Origin of the sequence: Erythrobacter neustonensis, assembly GCF_001663175.1 — a bacterium.
Taxonomy (GTDB): Bacteria; Pseudomonadota; Alphaproteobacteria; order Sphingomonadales; family Sphingomonadaceae; genus Erythrobacter; species Erythrobacter neustonensis.
In genome coordinates this window covers 2,021,792-2,045,963 of sequence record NZ_CP016033.1, presented here as the reverse complement: position 1 = coordinate 2,045,963, position 24,172 = coordinate 2,021,792, and the positions used below count along the sequence as shown (strand labels likewise).

The following is a 24,172-nucleotide window of genomic DNA, read 5'->3' as shown; positions in this document are numbered from 1 at the left end:
GGAGGACTCACCCGAACCGGGAAAAAAGCCCGCGGTCAGATCAGCGGCAATTGCGCCACGGGGGCAAAGCTGCGGCGGTGCAGCGGGGTCGCCCCGTGGGTTCGCAGCGCCTCCAGATGCTCGGCGGTGCCATAGCCCTTGTTGCGCTCCCAGCCGTAGTGCGGATGCGCCGCGGCAGCCTCAAGCATGATCCGGTCGCGCCATTCCTTGGCGATGATCGAGGCGGCCGAAATGCACGGCTCGCTCGCGTCCCCGCCGACGATCGGGCGCGCAGGCCAGCGCCATTCGGCACAGCGCCCCTGCGGTGTCATGTTGCCATCGATCAATACCGCGTGCGGCATCCGGCCGAGCGCTGCGGTGAGCGCATCGACCGCGCGGGTCATCGCCAGCATCGTTGCCATGAAAATATTCACGCGGTCGATCTCGTCGGTTTCGACCACCGCGACGGCCCAGCCGCAGCCCTGCCGGATCTGGGGATCGAGCACCGCGCGCCGCCGGGCCGATAAGCGCTTGGAATCGTCGAGCCCTGTGGGTATCCCCTCCCCCAGAACCACAGCCGCGGCCACCACCGGCCCGGCGAGCGGCCCGCGGCCTGCCTCGTCGACGCCGATGACCAGCGATTTTCGCGATGCCGCAATTTCCGGAGTGATCCCAAGCATGATCCGTCCTGTCCGTATGCTCGCCGCTCTTTCGACCGCCGCCATCGCACTGGCAAGCTGTGCCAGCGCCGATCCGGTGGAAACCGCCGCCGCATCGGGCGACATCGTTGCCACCACCGGTCCGGCCACGCCCTTTGCCTCCGCCAAGGTCGCCACCTTCGAGGAACCATGGGCGCTCGCCTTTGCGCCAGGCACCGCAACGCTGTTCGTCACTGAGAAATCGGGCAAGCTCAAATTCATCGACACCGCCACCGGACAGGAAGGCAGCGTCAGCGGCGTGCCGGCGGTGGATTATGGCGGTCAGGGCGGGCTTGGCGATGTCGCCTTCCTGCCGGCCGAAAAGTCAGGCCCGCTCGCCGGACGGACAATCTATCTCTCCTTTGCCGAAGCGGGTGAAGCCGACACGCGCGGCGCGGCGGTGGGCATGGGCAAGCTTGCCTGCACCTCGGCAACCGCGTGCAGCATCGAAGGCTTCCGCGTGATCTGGCGCCAGACCCCGAAGGTCACCGGGCGCGGGCACTATTCGCACCGGCTCGCCTTCTCGCCCGATGGCAGATACCTGTTCGTTGCGAGCGGCGAACGCCAGAAGATGCAACCCTCGCAGGAAACCGGCAACACGCTGGGCAAGATCGTGCGGCTCAACCTCGATGGCACGCCTGCCGCCGGCAATCCGCTGGCTGCCAAGGGCGGCGTCAATGCCGAGATCTGGTCATGGGGCCACCGCAACATTTTGGGGATGGACTGGGATGCGCAAGGCCGCCTGTGGGAGGTCGAACACGGCCCTGCCGGCGGGGACGAGCTGAACCTTGTCGCAGCGGGCGCAAACTACGGCTGGCCGGTGCGGTCGAACGGCGACCATTACGATGGCAAGCCGATCCCCGATCATGCTGCCGACGATGGTTTTGCCCAGCCGACCTTGAGCTGGAACCCGGTGATCGCGCCGGGCGACATGCTGATCTACACCGGCGCGATGTTCCCGGCGTGGAAAGGTCATGCGCTGATGCCTGGTCTTGCCACCGAGGCGCTGATCGATGTCGCGATCACCGGCACGACCGCGCGCGAGGCCAAGCGTTACGGCTTTGAAAAGCGGCTGCGCGCGATTGCGCAGGGGCCGGATGGCGCGGTCTGGATTGCCGAGGACGGCAAGGGCGCCAGCCTTTACAAGCTGACCGCGCGCTGATGAACGCCGAGCCCTCTCCGACACAGTCGGCAACGCTGATCCCATTGGAAGCGGTCGATCCGGCGATGATCGAAGCGTTGCTCGACCGTGCCTTCGGCGCCGATCGCCATGCCCGCACCGCCTATCGCATCCGCGAAGGCATGGACTGGCTGCCGGGATTGAGCCTTGCCGCGCTCGATGAAAACGACATGCTGGTAGGCACGATCCAGTGCTGGCCGATCGCGCTGCAGACCAAACAGGGGCAGGTGCCGCTGGTGATGGTGGGGCCGGTCGCGGTGGTTCCCGAACGGCAGGGCGAGGGCTTTGGCGTTGGCCTCATGAGCGCGATGATCGCCGAGGATGCGCGGCTTGCGGCAGGCGGCGGCCCGGCGCTGCCGCAGGTGCTGATCGGCGATGCGTCCTATTACGGACGCTGGGGTTTTTCCGGCGCGTTCACCGGCGGGTGGCGCTGCCCCGGCCCATACGAACAGGACCGGCTGCTCGCCCGCGGGCACGGTCTGGCGGCGATGCCCGCCGAGGGGATGCTGGGGCCGTGGGAGCGTTAGGGACGCGTTCCCTCTTCACCTTGCGCGGCGCATCTGCCATCGGTTCGCGGCTATGCCATACGAACCTCCCCCGCACCTTGCCGGACTGACCCTTGCGCAGATCGCTGCGCTGGTGGACGAGCGCAAGCTGCCCCCGATCGAGACCTGGACCCCGCAGCAAAGCGGCGAAAGCCACATGGTGATCGCCGCCGACGGGACGTGGTTTCACGAAGGCGGCGAAATCCGCCGCGAGGCGATGGTGCGCGCCTTTGCCAGCCTGCTGACCCGCGACGAGGACGGGCAGCACTGGCTGGTCACCCCGTTCGAGAAGCTGCGCATCGAAGTCGAGGATGCCGCCTTCATCGCCACCGATTGCGTGCGCACCGACGATGCGCTGGTGTTCCGGCTAAACACCGATGAACTGGTGATCGCAGGGCCCGATCACCCCTTGCGCGCTGGCGGCACCGCCGATGCGCCGGCGCTCTATCTCCACGCCCGGCGCGGGTGCGAGGCGCGATTGAACCGCTCGACCTGGGCGCAACTGGCCGAGATCGCGCTGGCCGAAGGGGCGGAGGACAATGGCTGGCATGTTGCGAGCCAGGGCGCCCAGTTCCGCCTTCTGCCGTGAGCCTCCATGCGCCCCTGTCGCGCGCCTTTGCGCAAGGCCATGCGCAGAGCGTTGACGGCCTGTTGAGCGACGCGCATTTTGCGCAAGGGGGCCGTGCGACCCCGGCGGCGGTGCTGGTGGCGATCACCGATGTCGCCGATGATCCGCAGGTGATCCTGACCCAGCGCCCGCGCGCGATGCGCGATCATCCGGGACAGGTCGCCTTTCCCGGCGGCAAGCTCGATCCGGGCGAGGACGCGGTCACCGCCGCGCTGCGCGAAGCCGAAGAAGAACTCGCCCTGCCGCGCGATGCGGTGCAGGTGATCGGGGCCAGCGACCTCTATCACACCGGCACCGGGTTTCTGGTGACCCCGGTGGTGGGCCTGGTGCCCCCCGGGCTACCGCTCGTCCCCAACCCTGCCGAAGTCGAAGCCTGGTTCGAGGCGCCGCTGCGGCTGCTGCTGGATCCCGCCAACTGGACCACCAACGAGGTGTTCTGGCGCGGTGCGAACCGGCGCTATCTGGAACTCGAATGGCAGGGTTTCAGGATCTGGGGCGTGACCGCGGCAATCATCGCCAACCTGTCGCGGCGCATCTCGCTGGAGGCGCTGCATGATGCTGCGTGATCTGCGGACCGCGTCGTGGACGCGGCGCGAGGGGCTGGCCCTGCTCACCGCAGCGCTGGGGGCGGAGAATATCCGCTGGGTCGGCGGTGCGGTGCGCGACGGATTGCTGGGCGTGCCCGTCCACGATGTCGATTGCGCCACAAGGCTGCTGCCTGCCCAAGTGATCGCCGCCTGCGGGCGGGCGGGCATTCGCACCGTGCCGACCGGGATCGACCACGGCACGGTGACAGCGATCCTTAAAGACGGCCCGGTCGAGATCACCACGCTGCGCCGCGATGTGGCCACCGACGGGCGGCGCGCGACGATCGCATTCGCAACCGATTGGCCGGAGGATGCCGCGAGGCGCGATTTCACGATCAACGCGCTCTACGCGCATCCCGAAACGCTCGAAATCAGCGACTATTTCAGCGGGCTTGCCGATCTCGCCGCAGGCCGCGTGCGGTTTATCGGGGATGCACGCCAGCGGATTGCCGAGGATCACCTGCGCATCCTGCGCTATTACCGCTTCCAGACGCGGTTCGGTGCGGAACTGGATGCAGAGGCCGAAGAAGCCTGCGCCGAGCTTGCGCATACGCTTAAAGGGTTGAGCCGCGAACGGATTGCAGCCGAACTGCTGGCGCTGCTCGCGCTGCCCGATCCCCATCCCACGATCGCCCGGATGCGCGCGAGGGGCGTGTTGCCGGTGATCCTGCCCGAAGCCTGCCCGCCGCAGATCGCGCTGCTGGCGCAGGTGATCGCCGCCGAACACCAACAGGGTGTCGCGCCCGACCCGGTCCGGCGGCTTTCCGCGCTGCTCCCGCCGATGCCCGAAGTGGCCGAAACGGTGGCAGCACGCCTGCGGCTGTCGAAGGTGCAGCGCGGGCGGCTGATCGTCGCGGCGCAGCGCACGCCCGGCGATGCCGCGGACCCGCGGGCGCTGGCCTACAAGCTGGGCATCGCGGGAGCGACCGACCGCCTGCTCTTGGGCGGCGGCGATGCTTCGGGCTTGCAAGACTGGAGCATTCCCGTCTTTCCCTTGAAAGGCGGCAGCATCGTCGCGCGCGGGATCACCGCCGGGCCGCTGGTCGCGCGCACGCTTCAGGCGGTCGAAGCGCGCTGGGTGGCCGAAGGCTTCCCCGATGCGGCGCGGATCGACACGCTGCTCACCGAGGAAATCGCCCGCCTCACCCCCTGATCGTAGCGATGCCCGTGCGGGCGCGCGATCAGCCGAATTTGCCCGATTTCGGGAAGCCTTGCGGCGGCATCCGCCCGGTTGCCCCGCGCGCCACCTTCCACAATCGGATTTCGGTTTCTGTCCGCGTGCGCTCTCCGCTGCCGCCCATCTGCCAGCTGAGGCCATCGCCCAGCACGAAGGTGGTCGCATCGGACAGCCCGCCATCGCGATAACGCTGCAACTGCACCCCCTGCCCGCGCGACATCACGGGCAGTTCCTCAAGGTTGAAGACCACCAGCTTGCGGTTGTCGCCGAACACCGCGACATGATCGTCGGCCTCCCCGATCGGGCGGATCACCGCGAGCTTTGCCCCGTCCTTCAGGTTCACCACCTGCCGGCCCTTGCGCGTTTCGGCGAGCAGATCGTCGAGCAGCGCGACAAAGCCCTTGCCGTGGCTGGATGCCAACAGCAGCTTGCCGCCGGGCTTGTGGACCATCATTGCGCTGATGCTCGCATCGCTCTCCAGATCGACCATCGTGCGCACCGGCTCGCCGAACCCGCGCGCACCGGGCAGCTTGTCGCAGCCCAGCGTGTAGAACCGCCCGTCGGACGCGGCGAGCAGCAGCTTGTCGGTGGTCTGCGCGTGGAGGATGAAGGCGAGCGCGTCGCCTTCCTTGTATTTGAACTCCTGATCCAATGGCACGTGCCCGCTCGCCGCGCGGATCCAGCCTTTCTGGCTGAGGATCACGGTGATGGGTGCCTTCTCGATCATCGCTTCCATGCTGAACACCGCGGTCGGCACCGCTTCCGCGATCAGCGTGCGGCGGCGGCCCAATGGGGTATCCTCGGCGTAATTCTTGCGCAGCGCCTTCAGATCCTTGGTCAGCTTGCGCTTCTGTTTCTTGGGATCGGCGAGGAGTGCGTTGAGCTCGGCCTCTTCGGCGGTCAGCGCGTCCTGTTCTTTTCGCAGCTGCATTTCCTCAAGCTTGCGCAAGCTGCGCAGCCGCATGTTGAGGATCGCTTCGGCCTGCCGGTCGGTCAGACCGAATTCGGCCATCATCACCGGCTTGGGCTCGTCCTCGGTGCGGATGATCTCGATCACGCGGTCGAGATTGAGGTAGGCGATGATATAGCCGCGCACCAGTTCGAGCCGGTTCGCGATCTGGTCGAGCCGGTGCTGCGCGCGGCGCTGGAGGATGTCGATCTGCGCGAAGGTCCAGCTTTCGAGCAGTTCCTTCAGCCCCATTACCATCGGCGTGCGCCCGTACCCGGGGCGCGCGTCGAGCACGTTGAGATTGAGGCTGAACCGCGTTTCGAGATCGGTGAGCTTGAACAGGCTCTCCTTCAATAGTTCGGGATCGACATTGCGGCTTTTGGGGACAAGCACGATGCGGATCGCCTCGTCGCTTTCGTCGCGCACGTCTTCGAGGATCGGCAGCTTGCGGTCGGCAATCGCCTGCGCGATCTGTTCGATCAGCTTGCTCTTGGGCACCTGATAAGGGATTTCCGAGATGACAAGCTGCCACTGCCCTGCGCCCATCCGCTCGATCCCGGCGGCGATATCGGCCTCGTCCTTGGCCTCGGGCGCATGAAACCGCCCGCGCAACCGGAACGCGCCGCGCCCGGTGCGGTAGGCGTGGCTGATCGCTGCCGGACTGTCGATCACCTGCCCGCCGGTGGCAAAATCGGGGCCGCGGAAGATTTCCATCAGCTCTTCATGCGTCACCGCCGGATTGTCGATCAGCGCGAGCGTCGCATCGACGATTTCCGCGACATTGTGGCTCGGGATGCTGGTCGCCATACCGACCGCGATCCCGCTCGACCCGTTGGCGAGCAGATTGGGGAACAGGCCGGGGAAGATCTCGGGCTCGATCTCCTCGCCGTTATAGGTCGGGATGAAGTCGACCGTGCCTTCGTCAAGGCCCGCCATCAGTTCCAGTGCGGTGCGCGTCAGCCGGGCTTCGGTGTAACGATAGGCGGCGGCGTTATCGCCATCGACATTGCCGAAATTGCCCTGCCCTTCGACCAGCGGATACCGCAGCGCGAAATCCTGCGCGAGGCGGACCATCGCGTCATATACCGAGGCATCGCCATGGGGGTGATACTTGCCGATCACGTCGCCCACCACGCGCGCGCTTTTCTTGAAGGCGCTGGATGGGTCGAGCTTCAGCTGCCGCATCGCCCACAGCAGGCGGCGGTGGACCGGCTTCAACCCGTCGCGAAGATCGGGCAGGCTGCGCGCGGTGATCGTCGAGAGCGCATAGACCAGATATCGCTCGGACAAGGCGGCATCGAAGGGCGCATCGACAATCGCATCGAAGCCGTCGTCGGGCTCGGCAGGAAGAACGGGATTGGCCATATCCGCTGTCTAGCAACCCGCAGCCCCGCGAGGGAGAGGGGTTCTGCAAAAGCCGCAAAGATTTACCCCGCCGCGTTGCCAGCCAATGCGTTCTGCACCCTTTCGCCCTGCCGCGCGCATCTCGCGCTCCGGCGCGCAGGGAGGAACATCGGCGGCCCGGCCGTGCTTGCACTTCCCGACACACCCAACAGGAGACTTACCATGCAGCACGTTCTCATCATTTCGACCGACGGTTTCGAGCAATCGGAGCTGATGGAACCCAAGCGCATCCTCGAGGAAGCCGGCGCTAAGACAACCGTCGCCAGCCTCAAGGAGGGCGAGATCAAGGGCTGGGATCAGAAGGACTGGGGCAAGAGCGTTGCGGTCGACATGCTCGTCGGCGACGTCAAGGTCGACGATTACGACGCGCTGCTGCTTCCCGGCGGGCAGATGAACCCCGACATCCTGCGCATGGAGCCCAAGGTGATCGAGACGATCCGCGCTTTCGATGCCGCGGGCAAGCCGATCGCCGCGATCTGCCACGCGCCCTGGCTGCTGGCCGAAGCCGACATCATCGAAGGCAAGACCGTGACCGGCTGGCCCTCGATCCGCACCGATCTCACCAACGCCGGCGCTGCCGTGGTGGACGAGGAAGTGGTGGTTGACGGCAACTTCATCACCAGCCGCAAGCCCGAAGACATCCCTGCCTTCGCAAACGCGCTGATGGCCGCGATCAATATGGAAACCGCAGACGCAGCGGCGTAATCACATCCGCCTTGCATCGGTGCTGGCCGCGGGGATGGTCACGGTCAATCCGTCCATCTCCGCCGTCAGTTCGATCTGACACGACAGCCGCGAAGTGCGCCGCGCGCCCGCGGCAAAATCGAGCATGTCCTCTTCCTCTTCGGCCGCGGGCAATAGCCGGTCGAACCATTCGGGCGCGACGATGACGTGGCAGGTCGAGCATGCCATCTGCCCCTCGCAGGTGCCTTCGAGCGGGAGGCCAGCCGCCTGGCCCACACGCAGCAGGTTATCCCCGCTGTCAGCGGCGACTTCGACCGGTTTGCCGCGCGGATCGATGAACGTGATCGTGATGCTCAAAAACCCTGCTCCCTTGCCGCATCGTTCAGCATGACCGCCGCAGCCTCGATATCGGCTTCGGTGGTATAACGCCCGAAACCCAGACGGATAGACGATTTTGCCTGGGCATCGGACAGCCTGATCGCCCGCAACACGTGACTTGGCCGCCCCGACCCGCTGGCACAGGCGCTTCCGGCGGAGAACATCACCTGCCGGCAATCGCTCATCAAGCGTGCCACATCCAGCCCTTCGCGGCGCAGGTTGAGATTGCCGGGCCAGCGGTGGTCGAGACTGCCGTTGACCTGCCAATCGGCCAGAAGATCACGGGCAATGTTCGCCAAATGTTTCACGTGAAACATTTGCGCCTCAAGCCCCTCGGCAGCGAGGCGGCAAGCGGCCCCGAAACCGGCGCAAAGCGCGGGCGAAAGGGTGCCTGAGCGCACCCTGGCCTCCTGTCCGCCGCCGTGAACCAGCGGCTCAATTTGCGCGCCCTTGGCCACCCATAGCGCGCCGATCCCCTTGGGGCCGTGGATCTTGTGCGCCGAAACCGCGATGTAATCGGGGGCTAGATGGCGTCTGGAGGGGGTCAAAGGCAGCCTGCCAAGGGCCTGGACCGCATCGACCAGCACGCTGGCGCCGGTCTCCCTTGCGATGGCGACGGCGTCTTCGATCGGGTGGATCACACCGATTTCATTATTAACCGCCATGATCGCGACCAGCCCCGTTTCGGGCGTGATCGCGGCGCGCAGGGCATCAAGGTCGGCGCGGCCATCGGCAAGCACCGGCAGCACGGTGAACCGCCGCCCCTGCGCTTCGACCGCGCCCGCGCAATCGAGCACGGCGGCATGTTCGGTCGCGAAGGTGATTACATCGCCCGCAGTGCCCAGCAGCACCATGTTGAGCGCCTCGGTCGCGCCGCTGGTGAAGATCACGCGGCCCCCTTCCGGCATCATTGCGGCCACATTCTCCCGCGCCGCCTCGACTGCGGCGGCGGCCATGCGGCCCATCCGGTGCGGGCTGTGCGGATTGCCGAAAGTGTCGCTGTCCGGCCCGCCGAGCCAGCGCAACATCGCCTCGCGCGCCTCGGGCGCTAGCGGGGTGGTGGCCTGATAGTCGAGGTAGATCATGTGAGCGCCGCCCATGCGTCCGCAAAGCGCTCCAGTTCCTCGGGCGTGGTCGACCACCCGAGGCTCACCCGGATCGTGCGCGCGGCCGTCTCATCGGGCACCCCGAAGGCATCGAGCACCCGGCTTTTCTTCAGGGTGCCCGAGGAACACGCGCTCCCCGCCGATACGGCAAAACCCATGGCGTCGAGGCGGATAAGGAGGGCCTGCGCGCTCATGGTGGGGTGCGTGAGAGCAAAGATGTAATCGACCTGTTCGCCGATGATCAGCCGCTGTTCCGCGACGGCCTGGGCAAACCCAGCGCGTTGTCCGGATGTGGTTGCCCAAGCATCCGCCTCCAGCGCCGCCGCCATCCCCATCGCCCCGGGCAGGTTCTCCGTCCCCTGCCGATAGCCGCGCTCGTGTCCGCCGACAGGTTCGAGCAGGTTGAAATCGCGCACCAGCAGCGCACCGATCCCGATCGGCCCGCCGAACTTGTGCGCGCCGACAACCACCATGTCGGCCTGCGGCAGGACGAGCTTGCCCGCGCTTTGGGCACAATCGCTGAGCAGCAACGCGCCGCTTTCCCGCAAGGTCGCGGCCATGTCGCTCACCGGGTTGATTGTGCCGGTTTCGGAATTGACATGCTGGACCGCGATCAGCGTGTCCTGACCCAAAGCTTCCGCGCCGGTGAAGAACGCAGCGTCGGGCGCCGCGCGCAGCACCGCGTCATGCTCAACCGCGCTCACGATGCGGCGTTTTGCCTTTGCGCGGCCCAGCGCAATCACCAACGCCTCGCTCGCCCCTGAGGTGAAGATCACTTCGCCCTCCCAGCCCAGCGCGCGCTTCACCCGCTCGCGCGCATCTTCCAGTGCGGCGCGCGCTTTGCGGCCTTCGGCATGGGGCGAAGATGGGTTGGCCCAGATCGCAAACCCCTCCTCCATCGCCGCGCGTGCTTGCGCGCGCAGCGGCGAGGTGGCGGCGTGGTCGAGATAGACCCGGTGGGAAATGATCGTGTCCTCACAATAATTGCGATTTTTGCGTGTGCCCCTATATAGGCCGCGCAATTCCGGCGCCACCCGGCGCGGTGCCCGTTTACAAGGTAGCCAATGCCCTCAGTCATCTTCCCCGGCCCGGAAGGCCGCCTCGAAGGCCGTTTCTCGCCCCCGCCCCGTCCGCGTGCGCCGGTGGCGATGATCCTGCATCCGCACCCCGAAGGCGGCGGCACAATGAACGACCGGATCGTGCAGCGGCTCTACAAGACCTTTGCCGACCGCGGCTTTGCCACGCTGCGCTTCAATTTCCGCGGCGTGGGCCGTTCGCAAGGCAGCTTCGATTCCGGGATCGGCGAGTTGTCCGATGCGGCATCGGCGCTCGACTGGGTGCAGTCGATCCACCCCGAAGCGCAGAGCACCTGGATCGCGGGCTACAGCTTCGGCGCGCTGATCGGCATGCAATTGCTGATGCGCCGCCCCGAAGTGCGCGGCTTCATCTCGGTCGCGCCGCCCGCGAACATGTATGATTTCAGCTTCCTTGCCCCCTGCCCCGCCAGCGGCATCTTCGTGCAGGGCGCGGCCGATACCGTGGTGCAGCCGGGCGCGGTGCAGAAGCTGGTCGACAAGCTGCGCACGCAAAAGCACATCACGATCCATCACGAGGAAATCCCGCGCGCCAACCATTTCTTCGAAAACGAAATGGATGAACTGATGCGTTCGGTCGACAACTACCTCGACTTCCGCCTCTCGCCCGATTGCCCGATCAAGTAAGCGTGATTGCCGGCGTGGTGGCTGCCGCCGCCACGCCAGCAAAATCAATCATTTCTCTACCGATTTGATTGCAAAAAATACAGTCCTGAAAAACAACGCGAAATTCCTTCGCGCCTGACAAAAGTCATAGTATCCTCGGCATCGAGCGGGGCCGGAGTGCCGCGCCCCTTTTGCCAAGGCGCTCCGGCGGCCGCTCCCACGATGATGGAGAGAGGAGCCTACGGATATGACTTATGCTTCTGCCAATCGCCGCCCCAACCCCGCCGCGCTCGCCGGCGCATTGGGTATCCCCGGAGCCTTCGGTACTTTGCTGGTGGTGGGCCTTGCGGTCACGGTGGTGACCGTGCCGCCCCGCCCCCGCCCGCAGGCCACCCCGGTCGCCGAGATCCCTCTGCCCCCGCCGCCGCCCACGCCCGACACGGCCACGCCCGATGCGAAGACAGCGCAGACCCCGCGCACCGACAGCCGGCCCGACGCGCCGAGCCTGCCCACCCTGCCGCCGACCGATTTCGGCACCGGACCGGTGATCGATGCGCTGCCGGGTTTGGGTGATCCGGTGATCGCCGGCCCGGTCGATTTCGGCCTGCCCCCCGGCCCCTCGCCCAGCACCTCGCCTTACGATCCGGTGGCTGCGAAGGTTAAGGGCAATGCGTCCAAGTGGGTGACCACGGATGATTACCGTCCGCGCTGGATCATGGAGGACATGGCGGGGACGGCGCGCTTTGCGCTCTCGATCGATGCGCGCGGGAAGGTGACGGGCTGTTCGATCACGCGTTCGACCGGCCATGCCCCGCTCGATGCGGCGACCTGCGATCTCGTCAGCAAGCGCGCGCGCTTCGATGCGGCGCGCGATGGCACGGGGAAGCCGGTGGCTGGCAGCTATTCGGGCAGCGTCACCTGGCAGATCCCGGAATAGGGATGCGATTTTGCCGGGGGAGGCGGCGTTCTCAGCCTTCCCCGGCCGCTTTTTCGACCTGCCGCAGCGGCACATCGCCCGCCGCGTTGGGCACGGTCCAGATCAGGACATTCACGACAGCGATCACCGCCAGCAGCACCATCAGCGCGGGGTTCTTTGCCTCGCCCGTGCGGCGCCACAGCACGAACGCGCCCGCCACCAGCGCCAGCGCGGCGAGCATCACGATGGCAAGCACGATATTGGTCACGTCTTTATCCTCTGGCAGCAGCACACCGGCGGAACATCCGCAAGGCCGCGCCTCTTAGTCAGGTTCACAATGTAACGGAGGCTATGATGGGTATCTTCTCTTCGATCAAGAATGCGGTGTTCGGCAAGAAGAAGGAGGCAGCCCCGCCAGCCTCGCCCGCCGCACGCCCGGCGCCGGCCGCAGCCCCCGCGCCCGCGCCCGCGCCAGCGCCAGCGCCGGTGGATAACGCCATTTCCGAGGCCGAAATGGCCGCGCGCATCGCTGCCCTGCCCGATGCGGACAAGTACAACTGGAAGACCTCGATTGTCGATCTGATGAAGCTGGTCGATATCGACCCCAGCTATGCCAACCGCAAGGAACTGGCCGGCGAACTCGGCATGACCGATTACGAAGGCACTGCCGAACAGAACATCGCGCTGCATCACGCGGTGATGAATCTGCTCGCGCTGGAAGGCGGCAAGGTCGAGGGCATCCTCAAGGATTGAAGTCCCCCTGTGATTGACACGTGCCGACGGGGCTTTAAGCCTCGTCGGCATGAGAGAGATCGCCACCAAAATCACCCGCCGCCAGACCCTAGCAGGGCTTGCCGGCGCATCGACCATCGCCTTGCTGCCGGCCTGCGCCGCCAAGCCTGCGCCCACCAGCGCATCGGGATCGATCGCGGGCCTTGCGCCAGACGCTGCGCTTGAAAACATCGCTTACCGCATGCTCGCGCACGAACCGGGCCGCGCCACCGGGCTTGGCGTCGACGTGGGCGAATATACCGCGTGGCGATCGACCTTCGGCACGGGGGGCGAAGAAGGGCGGCAGGCCTATGCCGCAACGCTGAAGGAACTCGTCGCCGAAGTGCGCGCCTATCCCAAGGCAGGGCTGACCAGCGACCAGCAGATCGGGTTCGAGGTGGTCGAAACCGCCTTTGCCAGCGCGCTTGAAGGTTTTGCCAAGCCTTACGGCGATGTTGCCGTGGGCAGTTGGCGCAACGCGCCCTATGTCGTGATCCAGAACGTCGGCGGCTATATCGACATGCCGCGCTTCTTCGGCTCGTCACAGCCGCTCGCCGCGCCCGAGGACATCGGGCCTTACATGAGCCGCCTGGCCGAAGTCCCCGCACTGCTCGACGGCGAGCTTGACCGCATCCGCGACGCGCGCGGGCAAGGCGTGGTGCCGCCCGCCTTCCTGATCGACAAGGCGATCGCTCAGATGGAACGCAGCCTTGCCGCGGCCAACGAAAGCTATGCCGGGCCGCTGACCGCAAGCAAGATCGCCGGCTCCGAGAAAGCGGCCGAGCAGGCCGCGCGGATTACCGCTTCGGGCATCGTCCCCGCGCTCGAACGCCAGATGGCCGAACTGAAGGTCCAGCGCGGGCTCGCCAAGGATGCTGCCGGCATGTGGGCGCAGCCGCAGGGCGAGGCCTATTACGACTGGGCGATCCGCGCTTCGACCACCACCAGGCTGACGCCCGACGAGATCCACCAGCAGGGTCTCGACGAATTGCGCACGCTCCACGGGCGGATGGACCCGATCCTCAGGGAAATCGGCTATACCAAGGGCAGCGTGGGCGAACGGATGCGCGCCCTTTCAGCCGATCCGCGCTACCAGTTTGCCGAAGGCGATCCCGGCCGCGACGAGATCTTCACCTTCATCAACGACCGGCTGAAATGGATCCGCGGGCAGATGCCGCGCGCGTTCAACCAGCTGGTCAACCCCAACATGGAAGTGCGCCGCCTGCCGCTGGCCGAAGAACCGGGCGCGCCGGGCGCCTATGGCGGCGCGGGCAGCAAGGACGGCAGCATTCCGGGCCGCTTCTGGATCAACTTGCGCACCACCGATCTGCACCGCAAGTACGATCTGGCCGATCTGACCTTCCACGAAAGCATCCCCGGCCACGTGTGGGAGGGCGAATATTCGAACCGCCTGCCGCTGATCCGCTCGATCCTCGCCTTCAACGCCTTTTCCGAAGGCTGGGCGCTGTATGCCGAACAGATCGCCGACGAGCTTGGCGCCTATGACGAATTCAAGGTCGGTCGGCTGGGATACCTGCAATCCCTCGCCTTCCGCGCCTGCCGGCTGGTGGTCGACACGGGCCTGCACCACAAGCGCTGGACCCGCGAACAGGGCCGGCAGTTCTTCGTCGAGGAGAACGGATCGAAGGCCGAGGAGGTCGCATCTGAAGTCGACCGCTATTGTTCGTGGCCGGGTCAGGCCTGCGGTTACAAGATCGGCCACAGCGAAATCGTGCGCCAGCGCGCCCGCGCCGAGGCCGAGCTTGGCAGCCGTTACGACTTCAAGGCGTTCAACACCGCTGTCGTGCTCGGTGGCAATGCGCCGCTCTCGGTGATGGCCAATACGGTCAGCCGCTACATCGCCGGGGCCAAGGCGTAAGGCGCCCCAACCTCCCCCCTTCCCTTCCTGCGCCGATGGCTCCATGAGGCGGGTCATTCGGCGCATCGCGGGAGGGCGGCATGGAAACCTTGGGAGCAGACCTTGAAACCATGCGCCGGGTGCCGCTGGCGCCTGAGCATGTCGATGCGATCTGCGCGATCGGGGGCGATAAATTCTACCCCGCGGGCAGCATCGTCATGGATATCGGCGAGGCGATGGACCGCTTCGTCTACGTGATCGAGGGCGAGGTCGAGGTCGTCAATCCCTACACCGATGAACGGATGTTCGAATCCACGCTCGGCCCGACGCAGTTTCTGGGCGAGATCGGGTTCCTGAGCGGGTCGACCAATTACCTGAAGATGCGCGCGCACGTCGACACCCGCGTGATCGAAGCGCCGCGCGAAGGCGTGCTCGACCTGATGAGCCGGGTGCCCGAATTGTCCGATCACCTCATCACGGTCTTTGCCGCAAGACGGCGCAAGCAGTTCGAGCATGGCAATGCCGCGGTCAAGGTGATCGGCGCCGACCGCGACGGCGCGGTGCAGGCGGTCGAGCGGTTCCTGTCGCGCAACCGCATCCCCTTCCAGTCCTATGATCTGGACCGCGACACATCCGAACAGGACGATGCCTGCGCGTCGCTGCCGGCCGTGCCCGCGGTGGTGCTCGGCGCCGATACGCTGCTGGATGATCCCACCCCGCGCAAGGTCGCGCAATATCTCGGGCTCGATCTCGATATCTGTTCGCGGCGGACCTACGATCTGGTGATCGTCGGCGGCGGGCCTGCGGGCGTGGCGGCCGCGGTCTATGCCGGGTCCGAAGGGATCGCTGCGCTGGTGGTCGAGGACATGGCCGTCGGCGGGCAGGCCGGCACCTCGAGCCGGATCGAGAATTACATGGGCTTTCCCACCGGGATCAGCGGCGCCGATCTCACCTGGCGCGGACAGGTGCAGGCGATGAAATTCGGCACGCGCTTCGTCATGCCGCGCCGGGTCGAGGGGCTGACCCGGCGGTCGGATGGCACCTATTGCGTCACGCTCGACGGCGGCGACGAATTGTGCGCCCGCGCGCTGCTGGTAGCAACTGGGGTGCAATATCGCCGCCTGCCGCTTCCCAACCTCGAACGGTTGGAAGGCGCAGGCGTATTCTATTCGGCGACCGACATGGAAGCGCGGTTCTGCCTCAGAACTGACGCGGTGGTGATCGGCGGGGGCAATTCGGCAGGGCAGGCGGCGATGTATCTCAGCCGCGCGGCGGGCCACGTGCATCTGGTGGTGCGATCGGGCAGCCTTGCCGAATCGATGTCGAGCTATCTTTCGCAGCGGCTCGAAGCCGATCCGCGCATCACGATCCATTACCGCGCCGAAGTCACCGCGCTGCACGGCGAAGACTGGCTCGAAGCCGTCACGCTGACCAGTGCCGAGGGCGAGCAGCGGATCGATACCCGTGCGATGTTCATCATGATCGGCGCCGCGCCCAATACCGGCTGGCTGTCGGGCATCGCCGACATCGATTCGAAGGGCTTTGTGCTGACCGGCGCGGCGGCGGGCGTGGGCGATGATTACGTGACCACAGCGCCCGGTATCTTTGCGGTCGGCGATGTGCGCGCAGGCTCGGTCAAGCGCGTGGCGAGCGCGGTAGGCGAAGGATCGGTGGTGGTCAGCCGGATCTGGCAATATCTCGAAGAAACCCGCACGCCGAATTGACCGGCCGCTGCCGACAAGCCTCTGGCAATGCGCGGGTTTCGCGATATTCTGCCAGCGTTGTCGCGCGGTGATCGCAGACCGGGCGGTGGGGGGAAAATTCGGGTCATGATCAGAGCAGTGTTTCGCACCTTTGCCGCCGCCATTGCGCTTGCGGGGATCGCGGCGCCGGCATCGGCCGAATGGCATCAGGCCTCGTCCGATCATTTCGTCATCTATGCCGATGACAAGCCTGCGGACATCCGCATCTTTGCCGAAAATCTCGAACGCTATCACAGCGCCATGGAGTTCGTGACCGGGCGCAAGGCGGAAGCACCCAGCCCGTCGAACCGCGTGGTCATCTATGTGGTGGGGGGCGAACGCGCGATGCGATCGCTTTCGGGCGACAGTGAAACCGCCGGGTTCTACATACCGCGCGCGGGCGGCAGCCGCGCGTTCGTGCAGGACATCCGCAACCAGAAAAGCGGCTATCCCGATTTCAGCACCGTGGTGCTGCTGCACGAATATGCGCACCATTTCCTGATGTCCGCCTCGCGCTTTGCCAAGCCGCGGTGGTTCAACGAAGGCGCGGCCGAGTTTTTCGCGGCAGCCAGTTTCGAGCCGGGCGGCAGCGTGTGGGTCGGGCGTCCGGCAGAACATCGCGCGGGCGATCTTGCCTTTGCCGACCCGGTGCATGTGCGCGAACTGTTCGATCCGGCGCTCTACGAAAAGAAGAAAGTCAAAGGATACGACACCTTCTACGCCAAAAGCTGGCTACTCTATCACTACCTGTTCTTCAGCGAGAGCCGACGCCAGCAGGTCAGCACCTACCTTGCGAAACTTGCAGAAGGCATGGATCAGAAAGCCGCCGGCGAGGCTGCATTCGGCGATCTCGACGTGTTGGAACGCGAACTGCGGGCCTATCTGCGGCAATCGCGCACTTCGGCGCTGAAACTCACGCCCGACAAGCTTTCGACCGGAACGATTACCCTGCGCGCGCTTTCGGCGGGCGAAGGGGCGGTGATGCCGCTGCAGGTTCGCTCGCAGCGCGGTGTGAACCGCCAAGAGGCGACCGCACTGGTCGGCAAGGTGCGACTGGTGGCGGCAAGATATCCCGATGATCCGGGCGTCCTGACCGCACTCGCCGAAGCTGAATACGACGCGGGCAACGATGCTGCCGCGATCGCCGCCGCCGATGCCGCGCTCGCCCGCGATCCGGCGCGCACCAATGCCTATGTCCAGAAAGGCTATGCATTGTTCCGGCAGGCCGCGGCGGCAGAGGGCGAGCAGCGCACCGCCGCCTATGCCGCTGCGGTGCGGCCCTTCGTCGCGCTCAACAAGCTCGAAAACGATCACCCGCTGCCGCTGGTCTACTTTTTCCGGGCGCAGGTCGAGCGCGGGGTCGCGCCGAGCGAGAACGCCCGCGCCGCGCTCGAACGAGCGGCAGTGCTCGCGCCGTTCGACCACAGCTTGCAGATCAATGCCGGGATGATGCTGGCGGGCGAAGGCAAGATCGAAATCGCCCGGCGCTTTCTCGCCCCGGTCGCCGCCAATCCGCATGGCGGGCCGGCTGCGGCTCGCGCGCGGCAATTGATCGCCGCGATCGCGGATGCTCCCGAAGACACGCCGATCGAGCTCCACAGTCTGCCCGAACCGGTCGATGTGCCCGAAGTGGCTGCGGCGCACGAAGGCTGATCGCGCGCCGCCGCAGCGGTCAGGACTTGCCGAAAAGTCCCTTGGCGATGTCCACCACATCGTCGACCGGATTGCCATCGCCGTCACGGTCGAGCATCGATGCGAAATTGGTGAGCGAGCCTTCGCCGCCGATCGCGGCGACGATCTGGCTGAGGATCGCGGGCGAGAGCCCGGTGTGGTCCGCTGCCAGCGTCACGGTGTCGCCCGGCATCTGATGCGTCCTGCCCAGCGCGGCGATCGCGCTTTCGGCGGTCTTAGGATCGATTCCCAGCTTCGCTGCAAGGTTGGCGACATCATCGGGCGCGCCGCCGATGCTCTTCAGAATACTGTCGAAAATGCTCATCCGCGTTGCTCCTTCGAATCGAGCCGCGCAGGAGTGTGCCGCAGGCGAGCCGCCATGCAAAAGGAAAAGGCCCCGCTACCGATCTTGCGCCGGGCGGGGCCCCTCTCCCTAACTGGTCAGAATGTTATGCCGCGACGGTCGCCGGGGCCGGTGCGGCCTGGCGCACGCCTTCGTCGACATGGGCTTCGAACTGCGCAAAGTTGGCGATGAACAGGTCGACCAGCTTCTTGGCGGTCGCATCATATTCAGCGCCATCGGCCCAGGTGCTGCGCGGGTCGAGGATCGTCTGGTCGATCCCGGCCTCGGCCAGCGCGGGCACGTGAACCGGCACATCGAAGCCGAAATTCGGGTCCTTGCGGAATTCGACATCGTCCATCTTCCCGTCGAGGACAGCGTTGAGCAGCGCGCGGGTCGCCTTGATCGGCATGCGGTGTCCGGTGCCATACTTGCCGCCGGTCCAGCCGGTATTGACCAGCCAGCACTCCGCCCCGCCCCGCGCGATGCGCTCCTTCAGAAGGTTTCCATAGACGCTGGGGTGACGCGGCATGAACGCCGCACCGAAACAGGTCGAGAAGGTTGCTTCGGGCTCGGTCACGCCGATTTCGGTGCCTGCAACCTTGGCGGTGTAGCCGCTGAGGAAGTAATACATCGCCTGGTCCGCCGAAAGCCGCGCGATCGGGGGCAGCACGCCGAACGCGTCCGCCGTCAGCATGATGACGTTAGACGGTGCCGGGCCGAGGTTCTTCTCACTCGTGTTCGGGATGAACTCGATCGGATAGGCGCCGCGGGTGTTCTCGGTCTTGCTGCCGTCGGTGAAGTCGAGCTCGCGCGTCGCCGGGTCCATCGTCACGTTTTCGAGGATCGTCCCGAACATCTGCGTGGTGGCGTAGATCTCGGGTTCGCCCTCGGCCGACAGGTTGATCATCTTGGCATAGCAGCCGCCTTCGAAGTTGAAGACCGCGGTGTCCGACCAGCCATGCTCGTCATCGCCGATCAACGTCCGGCTGGCATCGGCGCTGAGCGTGGTCTTGCCCGTGCCCGACAGGCCAAAGAAGATTGCCGATTTACCGTCTGCGCCGACATTGGCCGAGCAATGCATCGGCATCACGCCCTGCGCGGGCAGAAGGTAGTTGAGCAGGCCGAACACGCCCTTCTTCATCTCGCCCGAATATTCGGTGTTGCCGATCAGGATCAGCTTCTCGGTGAAGCTCACCGCGATCACCGTATCGCTGCGGCAGCCGTGACGTTCCGGATCGGCCTTGAAGCTCGGCAGATTGATGATCGTGTATTCGGGGACGAAGCTGGCCAGTTCCTCCGCCGTGGGGCGCACCAGCAGCGTGCGGATGAACAGGTTGTGCCACGCCATCTCGTTGATGACGCGCACGTTGACGCGGTATTCGGGCTGCGAGCCGCCGAACAGATCGGCGACGTAAAGTTCGACCTGCCCTTCCAGAGCCGCGAGGAAATCCGCCTTGAGATTGGCGAAATGCTCCGGGCTCATCGGCTGGTTGATCGGGCCCCAGTTGATCGTGTTTTCGGTTTCGGCATCGCGGACGATATACTTGTCCTTGACGCTGCGGCCGGTGAAGCGGCCCGTATCGACCAGCAGCGCGCCATGCCTGGTCAGCTGCCCCTCGCCCTTCTTCAAGGCATGTTCGACCAGCGCCGAGGTGCCGAGATTGGGATGGATCGTCGCCCGGGTGGCGAGGTTCTGAGCGGCCAGCGGGGTTGCGAGCGGGGTCAACTTAACTCTCCTGGGCAGGAAGCCGTAAATGGGTGCGCCAAGAGCCTGCCGATCCGCGACGAATCCTGCGCAGCCCTTGTTCTGCCCCCCTAGCACCCCCGCATACGTATGCAACATTACCCATGCGATACTGCCATAAAGACTGGGGGGTGATCTTCCTTGCAAACGATTTTACCGGCCGCTCGCCAAAAAGCGCATCGATATCGGGCCGTTCGCGCAGCCAAGCATGTCTGTCCGTCCAGCCGATTGCGGCGCACGCGCGATGGCGCTACCGATGCACCATGAAATTCCGGCACGATCCCGCATGACCATGATCGAAGGCGCATCCGCCGATCCTGCCCCCGTGGGCCACGACCCGGCAGCCGCCGAAGCACCGCGGCTGCAGATCGCGCTGGTCGACGATGATCGCAACATCCTGACAACGGTGTCGATCGCGTTGCAGGCCGAAGGCTTTGCCACCCGACTCTACACCGACGGCGAAACCGCGCTGAAGGCGCTGCTCGACAATCCGCCCGATCTTGCGGTGTTCGACATCAAGATGCCCAAGATGGACGGGATGGAACTGCTGCGCCGCCTGCGCCAGAATTCGGCGCTGCCGGTGATCTTCCTCACCAGCAAGGATGACGAGAGCGACGAGGAAGCGGGCCTCGAACTGGGCGCGGACGATTACATCGCCAAACCATTTTCGCTGCGCCTGCTGGTCGCGCGCATCCGCGCAATCCTGCGCCGCGCCGAACCGCTGGTGCCGGGCGCTGCCCCCAGCATCTCGCCCGAGCCCGCGCCCCCCACGCTGACCCGAGGGCGATTGTTCATGGACCCCGCGCGCCATCAGGTGACGTGGGCGGGCCAGCCGGTCAGCCTCACCGTCACCGAATTCCTGATTCTCGAAGCGCTGGCGATCCGTCCCGGGGTGATCAAGAGCCGCAATCAGTTGATGGACGCCGCCTACCCCGACGACGTCTTCGTCGACGACCGGACGGTGGACAGCCACATCAAGCGGATGCGGCGCAAGTTCAAGGTGGTCGACAATTCGTTCGATGCGATCGATACGCTGTATGGCGCGGGCTACAGCTTCACCGATGGCTGAAGCTGCGTCGCGCGGCCAGAACGGCGGCGAGCAGATGAGCGCGACGGGCCGTTTCGCGCTGACCGGGCGGATCCTCGCGGTCAACATCCTGCCCTTGCTGATCATGGGCGGCGGGCTGTTCTATCTCGATTCTTACCGCACGCAGCTGATCAACGAACGTTTCAAGCTCGCGCGGATCGAGGCGCAGATCACCGCCGAGGCGCTGGCCGGCGCCACGCGCGAGCGGCAGGATGCGCTGCTGGTGCAGATCGGCAAGGAGCAGCGGATGCGGCTGCGCACCTTCGATGCCAAGGGCAAACTGACCGCCGACAGTTTCACGCTCGCCGACCCGGCGTTCCGGTTCAACGACATCTCCGACGACGATTGGGAACAGCGCTTTGCCGTGTGGCTCGATCGCACAATCGACACCATCGTCAGCGCCGAGGCTGTGCAGGATTATCAGGAGCCCGAAGCACAGGACGCCGATGCCTGGCCCGAACTGGCCCGCGCGCGCGAATTGGGACTGTCGCAGGTGCGGCTATATGACTGGCGCGATGGCACTCCGGTGATCACCGCGGCGGTGCCCGTCGGGCTGCAGGGTGCGACCTTGCTTACCGTGCGCAACGCGGTCGACATCACTGAAAGCGTGCGCTCGGCGCGCTCGACGCTGTTTCTCGCGATGCTGATGCTGATGGCGGCATCGGCCGCGCTGTCGCTGTTCCTCGCGCGGACCATCGTCACCCCGCTCCGACTGCTGGCGCGCGCCGCGGTGCGCGTCAAACAGGGCCGCGACCGCGAAGTCGAAGTGCCGCGCCTGCCCCAGCGCAGCGACGAGATCGGCCTGCTCGCCCGCGCGGTGTCGGACATGACCGGGGCGCTGCGCCAGCGGATCGACGCGGTTGACAGCTTTGCCGCCGATGTTGCGCATGAAATCAAGAACCCGCTCGCCAGCTTGCGCAACGCGATCGACACCTTGCCGCGCGTTGACGATCCGGCCCTGCGCGCGCAGCTGACCGACATCGCCGCGCATGATGTGCGCCGGATCGACCGGCTCGTCACCGAAATTGCCGCGGCGAGCAGGGTTGACGCTGAAATCAGCCGCGCCACGCTTGAACGCGTGGACCTGAGCGAATTGTTCGCCAACCTGATCCGCAGCCGCGAGGATCGCGGATTGAACGGCGGGCGGCGGATCGCGCTGGAGGTTGACGACCGCACACGCGTGACCGTGATGGGCGTGGCCACACAGCTTGAACGCGTGGCCGAAAACCTGCTCGACAATGCGGTTTCCTTTTCGCCGCCCGAGGGAATCGTCGAGGTGAAAATCCGCGCGAACGGCCGCCAGATCGTGACCGAGGTGTGCGATGCGGGGCCGGGCATCGTGCCCGAAGCGCGCGAGGCGGTGTTCCGCCGCTTCCATTCCGACCGGCCCGAGGGCGAAAGCTTCGGCAACCATTCGGGCCTTGGCCTCGCGATCGGCCGCGCGATTGCCGAGGCGCACGACGGCACGCTCGTGGCCGATGAACGCAGCGATGGGACTGCGGGTGCATGTCTGCGCCTGACGCTGCCTGCGGCGGCTTCCTCGTGACCGCACTGGTCTTTCAGGCGAGCGCGGTGGTCATCGGCGGCCGCGCGTTGCTGATCGAAGGCGCGCCGGGCAGCGGCAAGTCGAGCCTTGCGCTGGCGCTGATCGACCGCGGCGCGGGGCTGATCGGCGATGATGCGGTGACGCTTACCGCTGACGGCGATCGGCTTGTCGCGAGCGCGCCGCCCAATATCGCCGGGCTGCTCGAAGTGCGCGGCGTGGGCCTGGTCCGCATGCCGCTTGCCCCGCCCGCACCCGTCGCGCTGATCCTCAGCCTCGGGACCGCCGCGCCCGAGCGGCTGCCGGAAACGCCCCTCCCCACCCTGATCCTCGCCGGGATCGCGGTGTCCCTGCTGCCCTTCGATCCCGGCCAGATTGCCCCCGCGCAGCGTGCTGAATGGGCGCTCGCCATGCACGGGCGGGTGTTTGCCCCATCTTCCCTTTCCCAGCCGCCAGCGCCACATAACGCATCATGATCGATGCCGCACCGTCCCCCGCGCCGCCGTCCGTGCGCCCCTTGCTCTTGGTCACCGGTCTTGCCGGCGCAGGCAAATCCACCGCGCTCGCCGTGCTCGAGGATCTGGGCTGGGAGACGATCGACAACTTCCCCGTGCGGATGCTCAAAAGCCTCGTCACCACGCCTGACGACGCCCATGCGCCGCTTGCGATCGGGTTCGATTCGCGCACCCGCGGCTTCGTGCCCGCCGAGATCATCGCGCTGGTCAAGGAACTGAGCGAGCGCCCCGATCTTGCGCTGACTTCCCTGTTCCTCGACTGTGCCGGCGGCGAACTTGAACGCCGGTTCAACGAGACCCGCCGCCGTCACCCGATGGCCGATGGCCGCGCGGTGCAGGAAGGGATCGCAGCGGAACGCGAACTACTCGAACCGCTCCGCCGCTGGGCCGAGGTGCTGATCGATACCTCGCTGATGACCAGCAACGATCTGCAAACCCGGATGCGCGAACTGTTCGCACCCGCCGACGCGGCGGCCGCCTTGACCGTGACCATATCGAGCTTCGGTTTTGCACGCGGAATGCCGCCGCTTGCCGATCTGGTTTTCGACATGCGCTTTCTCGACAATCCGCACTGGATTCCCGGCCTCAGGGAGCAGACCGGGCAGGACCGCGCGGTGGGCGAGCATATCGCGCGAGACCCCGCCTTTGCCGAGGCGTTCGCACGCATCCGCGACCTTCTCCTGCTGCTGCTCCCGCGCTACGGCGCACAGGGCAAACCCTATGTCCACATCGCCTTCGGCTGCACCGGCGGACGGCACCGTTCGGTCTATACCGCCGAAACCATGGCCGATGCCTTGCGCGCCGCGGGATTTTCGCCCACTGTCCGCCACCGCAACCTGGGATCGCGCACCGCCGACGCCATCGAAGGCAATGCCCGGTGATGGGCGAACCTGCAAATCTGCGCGACCATGCCCAAGCGCATTGTCGCGCTTGGACAAAACGCGTAAGGCAAGCCCGGCGGGCGCGC

General features: G+C 66.1%; 24 protein-coding genes. 16 read left to right on the top strand and 8 right to left on the bottom strand.

Annotated features, from left to right (window positions below):
- Positions 1–35: 35 nt before the first annotated feature.
- Positions 36–659, bottom strand: a complete 624-nt coding sequence (locus tag A9D12_RS09400) for a ribonuclease HII (RefSeq protein ID WP_068351159.1) — start codon at positions 657–659, stop codon at positions 36–38.
- On the opposite strand from A9D12_RS09400, the gene A9D12_RS09395 reads away from it, so the two are divergent.
- Genes A9D12_RS09395 through A9D12_RS09375 form a run of 5 tightly spaced genes read left to right on the top strand, consistent with a single transcriptional unit; the run spans position 658 to position 4,770 of the window.
- A complete protein-coding gene (locus A9D12_RS09395; RefSeq protein WP_068351158.1) occupies positions 658–1,839 on the top strand; it encodes a PQQ-dependent sugar dehydrogenase in 1,182 nt (393 codons plus the stop codon). The two genes, A9D12_RS09400 and A9D12_RS09395, sit on opposite strands and share 2 nt — an antisense overlap.
- Positions 1,839–2,384 carry a GNAT family N-acetyltransferase gene (locus A9D12_RS09390; RefSeq protein WP_068351156.1) on the top strand — a complete coding sequence of 182 codons (546 nt, stop codon included), beginning with the start codon at positions 1,839–1,841 and terminating at the stop codon, positions 2,382–2,384. The genes A9D12_RS09395 and A9D12_RS09390 overlap by 1 nt, the downstream gene beginning before the upstream one ends.
- Before the next feature lie 52 nt (positions 2,385–2,436).
- Positions 2,437–2,991, top strand: a complete 555-nt coding sequence (locus tag A9D12_RS09385) for a DUF1285 domain-containing protein (protein ID WP_068351154.1) — start codon at positions 2,437–2,439, stop codon at positions 2,989–2,991.
- On the top strand, positions 2,988–3,596 hold the full coding sequence (locus tag A9D12_RS09380; RefSeq protein ID WP_068351153.1) for a CoA pyrophosphatase: 609 nt from the start codon (positions 2,988–2,990) through the stop codon (positions 3,594–3,596). Before A9D12_RS09385 ends, A9D12_RS09380 begins: the two co-directional genes overlap by 4 nt.
- Entirely contained in the window at positions 3,586–4,770 is a 1,185-nt protein-coding gene (locus A9D12_RS09375; RefSeq protein WP_068354178.1) for a CCA tRNA nucleotidyltransferase, read from the top strand. Before A9D12_RS09380 ends, A9D12_RS09375 begins: the two co-directional genes overlap by 11 nt.
- Positions 4,771–4,798: 28 nt before the next feature.
- Here A9D12_RS09375 and parC read toward each other — a convergent pair whose 3' ends face one another.
- Positions 4,799–7,108: a DNA topoisomerase IV subunit A gene (gene parC / locus A9D12_RS09370; protein WP_068351152.1), complete on the bottom strand. Its 2,310-nt coding sequence runs from the start codon at positions 7,106–7,108 to the stop codon at positions 4,799–4,801.
- A 201-nt stretch (positions 7,109–7,309) separates the two neighbouring features.
- On the opposite strand from parC, the gene A9D12_RS09365 reads away from it, so the two are divergent.
- The gene (locus A9D12_RS09365; protein ID WP_068351151.1) at positions 7,310–7,852 is read left to right on the top strand and encodes a type 1 glutamine amidotransferase domain-containing protein; all 543 of its coding nucleotides are present in this window, start codon (positions 7,310–7,312) and stop codon (positions 7,850–7,852) included.
- Here A9D12_RS09365 and A9D12_RS09360 read toward each other — a convergent pair whose 3' ends face one another.
- The 3 genes from A9D12_RS09360 to A9D12_RS09350 are packed head-to-tail and all read right to left on the bottom strand — an operon-like array spanning position 7,853 to position 10,214.
- Positions 7,853–8,182 (bottom strand): 2Fe-2S iron-sulfur cluster-binding protein, encoded by a 330-nt coding sequence (locus tag A9D12_RS09360; protein ID WP_418251581.1) that lies wholly within the window; start codon positions 8,180–8,182, stop codon positions 7,853–7,855. It abuts the gene before it with no gap.
- A 2-nt stretch (positions 8,183–8,184) separates the two neighbouring features.
- Positions 8,185–9,294 carry a cysteine desulfurase family protein gene (locus A9D12_RS09355; protein WP_068354171.1) on the bottom strand — a complete coding sequence of 370 codons (1,110 nt, stop codon included), beginning with the start codon at positions 9,292–9,294 and terminating at the stop codon, positions 8,185–8,187.
- A complete protein-coding gene (locus A9D12_RS09350) occupies positions 9,291–10,214 on the bottom strand; it encodes a cysteine desulfurase family protein (protein ID WP_231889750.1) in 924 nt (307 codons plus the stop codon). Before A9D12_RS09350 ends, A9D12_RS09355 begins: the two co-directional genes overlap by 4 nt.
- Before the next feature lie 165 nt (positions 10,215–10,379).
- Between A9D12_RS09350 and A9D12_RS09345 the strand changes: the two genes are divergently transcribed.
- Both A9D12_RS09345 and A9D12_RS09340 read left to right on the top strand, forming a co-directional pair.
- Entirely contained in the window at positions 10,380–11,036 is a 657-nt protein-coding gene (locus A9D12_RS09345; protein ID WP_068351145.1) for an alpha/beta hydrolase, read from the top strand.
- A gap of 226 nt (positions 11,037–11,262) precedes the next feature.
- Positions 11,263–11,952 (top strand): energy transducer TonB, encoded by a 690-nt coding sequence (locus A9D12_RS09340; RefSeq protein WP_068351143.1) that lies wholly within the window; start codon positions 11,263–11,265, stop codon positions 11,950–11,952.
- 31 nt (positions 11,953–11,983) lie between these two features.
- Here the strand turns inward: A9D12_RS09340 and A9D12_RS09335 are convergent, their stop codons facing one another.
- Positions 11,984–12,199 (bottom strand): hypothetical protein, encoded by a 216-nt coding sequence (locus A9D12_RS09335; protein ID WP_082925641.1) that lies wholly within the window; start codon positions 12,197–12,199, stop codon positions 11,984–11,986.
- A gap of 86 nt (positions 12,200–12,285) precedes the next feature.
- On the opposite strand from A9D12_RS09335, the gene A9D12_RS09330 reads away from it, so the two are divergent.
- The 4 genes from A9D12_RS09330 (at position 12,286) to A9D12_RS09315 (ending at position 17,955) form a co-directional block, all read left to right on the top strand.
- Positions 12,286–12,684 (top strand): DUF3597 family protein, encoded by a 399-nt coding sequence (locus A9D12_RS09330; RefSeq protein WP_068354163.1) that lies wholly within the window; start codon positions 12,286–12,288, stop codon positions 12,682–12,684.
- 49 nt (positions 12,685–12,733) lie between these two features.
- Entirely contained in the window at positions 12,734–14,581 is a 1,848-nt protein-coding gene (locus A9D12_RS09325; RefSeq protein ID WP_068351141.1) for a DUF885 domain-containing protein, read from the top strand.
- Between the two features lie 80 nt (positions 14,582–14,661).
- On the top strand, positions 14,662–16,284 hold the full coding sequence (locus A9D12_RS09320; protein WP_068351135.1) for an FAD-dependent oxidoreductase: 1,623 nt from the start codon (positions 14,662–14,664) through the stop codon (positions 16,282–16,284).
- Positions 16,285–16,389: 105 nt separating this feature from the next.
- The gene (locus A9D12_RS09315; RefSeq protein WP_068351133.1) at positions 16,390–17,955 is read left to right on the top strand and encodes a hypothetical protein; all 1,566 of its coding nucleotides are present in this window, start codon (positions 16,390–16,392) and stop codon (positions 17,953–17,955) included.
- A gap of 19 nt (positions 17,956–17,974) precedes the next feature.
- Here A9D12_RS09315 and A9D12_RS09310 read toward each other — a convergent pair whose 3' ends face one another.
- Together A9D12_RS09310 and A9D12_RS09305 are read right to left on the bottom strand one after the other, a co-directional pair.
- Positions 17,975–18,298 (bottom strand): hypothetical protein, encoded by a 324-nt coding sequence (locus A9D12_RS09310; protein ID WP_068351131.1) that lies wholly within the window; start codon positions 18,296–18,298, stop codon positions 17,975–17,977.
- Positions 18,299–18,422: 124 nt separating this feature from the next.
- Complete coding sequence (locus tag A9D12_RS09305) at positions 18,423–20,042, bottom strand: phosphoenolpyruvate carboxykinase (RefSeq protein ID WP_068351129.1); 1,620 nt, start codon at positions 20,040–20,042, stop codon at positions 18,423–18,425.
- Between the two features lie 310 nt (positions 20,043–20,352).
- On the opposite strand from A9D12_RS09305, the gene A9D12_RS09300 reads away from it, so the two are divergent.
- Genes A9D12_RS09300 through rapZ form a run of 4 tightly spaced genes read left to right on the top strand, consistent with a single transcriptional unit; the run spans position 20,353 to position 24,086 of the window.
- Entirely contained in the window at positions 20,353–21,129 is a 777-nt protein-coding gene (locus A9D12_RS09300; RefSeq protein WP_231889749.1) for a response regulator transcription factor, read from the top strand.
- Complete coding sequence (locus A9D12_RS09295; RefSeq protein ID WP_068351125.1) at positions 21,122–22,693, top strand: sensor histidine kinase; 1,572 nt, start codon at positions 21,122–21,124, stop codon at positions 22,691–22,693. Before A9D12_RS09300 ends, A9D12_RS09295 begins: the two co-directional genes overlap by 8 nt.
- Positions 22,654–23,166 carry an HPr kinase/phosphorylase gene (locus A9D12_RS09290; RefSeq protein WP_068351123.1) on the top strand — a complete coding sequence of 171 codons (513 nt, stop codon included), beginning with the start codon at positions 22,654–22,656 and terminating at the stop codon, positions 23,164–23,166. The genes A9D12_RS09295 and A9D12_RS09290 overlap by 40 nt, the downstream gene beginning before the upstream one ends.
- On the top strand, positions 23,163–24,086 hold the full coding sequence (gene rapZ, locus A9D12_RS09285; protein ID WP_068351121.1) for an RNase adapter RapZ: 924 nt from the start codon (positions 23,163–23,165) through the stop codon (positions 24,084–24,086). The genes A9D12_RS09290 and rapZ overlap by 4 nt, the downstream gene beginning before the upstream one ends.
- Positions 24,087–24,172: the final 86 nt, after the last annotated feature.

Excerpts from the sequence above, each read along its gene's own strand:
- A9D12_RS09330 (WP_068354163.1), top strand. The coding sequence starts at position 12,286 with ATGGGTATCTTCTCTTCGATCAAGAATGCGGTGTTCGGCAAGAAGAAG.
- parC (WP_068351152.1), bottom strand. The coding sequence starts at position 7,108 with ATGGCCAATCCCGTTCTTCCTGCCGAGCCCGACGACGGCTTCGATGCG.
- A9D12_RS09295 (WP_068351125.1), top strand. The coding sequence starts at position 21,122 with ATGGCTGAAGCTGCGTCGCGCGGCCAGAACGGCGGCGAGCAGATGAGC.
- A9D12_RS09350 (WP_231889750.1), bottom strand. The coding sequence starts at position 10,214 with ATGGAGGAGGGGTTTGCGATCTGGGCCAACCCATCTTCGCCCCATGCC.
- A9D12_RS09315 (WP_068351133.1), top strand. The coding sequence starts at position 16,390 with ATGATCAGAGCAGTGTTTCGCACCTTTGCCGCCGCCATTGCGCTTGCG.
- A9D12_RS09320 (WP_068351135.1), top strand. The coding sequence starts at position 14,662 with ATGGAAACCTTGGGAGCAGACCTTGAAACCATGCGCCGGGTGCCGCTG.
- rapZ (WP_068351121.1), top strand. The coding sequence starts at position 23,163 with ATGATCGATGCCGCACCGTCCCCCGCGCCGCCGTCCGTGCGCCCCTTG.
- A9D12_RS09345 (WP_068351145.1), top strand. The coding sequence starts at position 10,380 with ATGCCCTCAGTCATCTTCCCCGGCCCGGAAGGCCGCCTCGAAGGCCGT.
- A9D12_RS09310 (WP_068351131.1), bottom strand. The coding sequence starts at position 18,298 with ATGAGCATTTTCGACAGTATTCTGAAGAGCATCGGCGGCGCGCCCGAT.
- A9D12_RS09355 (WP_068354171.1), bottom strand. The coding sequence starts at position 9,294 with ATGATCTACCTCGACTATCAGGCCACCACCCCGCTAGCGCCCGAGGCG.
- A9D12_RS09290 (WP_068351123.1), top strand. The coding sequence starts at position 22,654 with ATGTCTGCGCCTGACGCTGCCTGCGGCGGCTTCCTCGTGACCGCACTG.
- A9D12_RS09400 (WP_068351159.1), bottom strand. The coding sequence starts at position 659 with ATGCTTGGGATCACTCCGGAAATTGCGGCATCGCGAAAATCGCTGGTC.
- A9D12_RS09395 (WP_068351158.1), top strand. The coding sequence starts at position 658 with ATGATCCGTCCTGTCCGTATGCTCGCCGCTCTTTCGACCGCCGCCATC.
- A9D12_RS09385 (WP_068351154.1), top strand. The coding sequence starts at position 2,437 with ATGCCATACGAACCTCCCCCGCACCTTGCCGGACTGACCCTTGCGCAG.
- A9D12_RS09390 (WP_068351156.1), top strand. The coding sequence starts at position 1,839 with ATGAACGCCGAGCCCTCTCCGACACAGTCGGCAACGCTGATCCCATTG.
- A9D12_RS09325 (WP_068351141.1), top strand. The coding sequence starts at position 12,734 with ATGAGAGAGATCGCCACCAAAATCACCCGCCGCCAGACCCTAGCAGGG.
- A9D12_RS09375 (WP_068354178.1), top strand. The coding sequence starts at position 3,586 with ATGCTGCGTGATCTGCGGACCGCGTCGTGGACGCGGCGCGAGGGGCTG.
- A9D12_RS09340 (WP_068351143.1), top strand. The coding sequence starts at position 11,263 with ATGACTTATGCTTCTGCCAATCGCCGCCCCAACCCCGCCGCGCTCGCC.
- A9D12_RS09365 (WP_068351151.1), top strand. The coding sequence starts at position 7,310 with ATGCAGCACGTTCTCATCATTTCGACCGACGGTTTCGAGCAATCGGAG.
- A9D12_RS09300 (WP_231889749.1), top strand. The coding sequence starts at position 20,353 with ATGATCGAAGGCGCATCCGCCGATCCTGCCCCCGTGGGCCACGACCCG.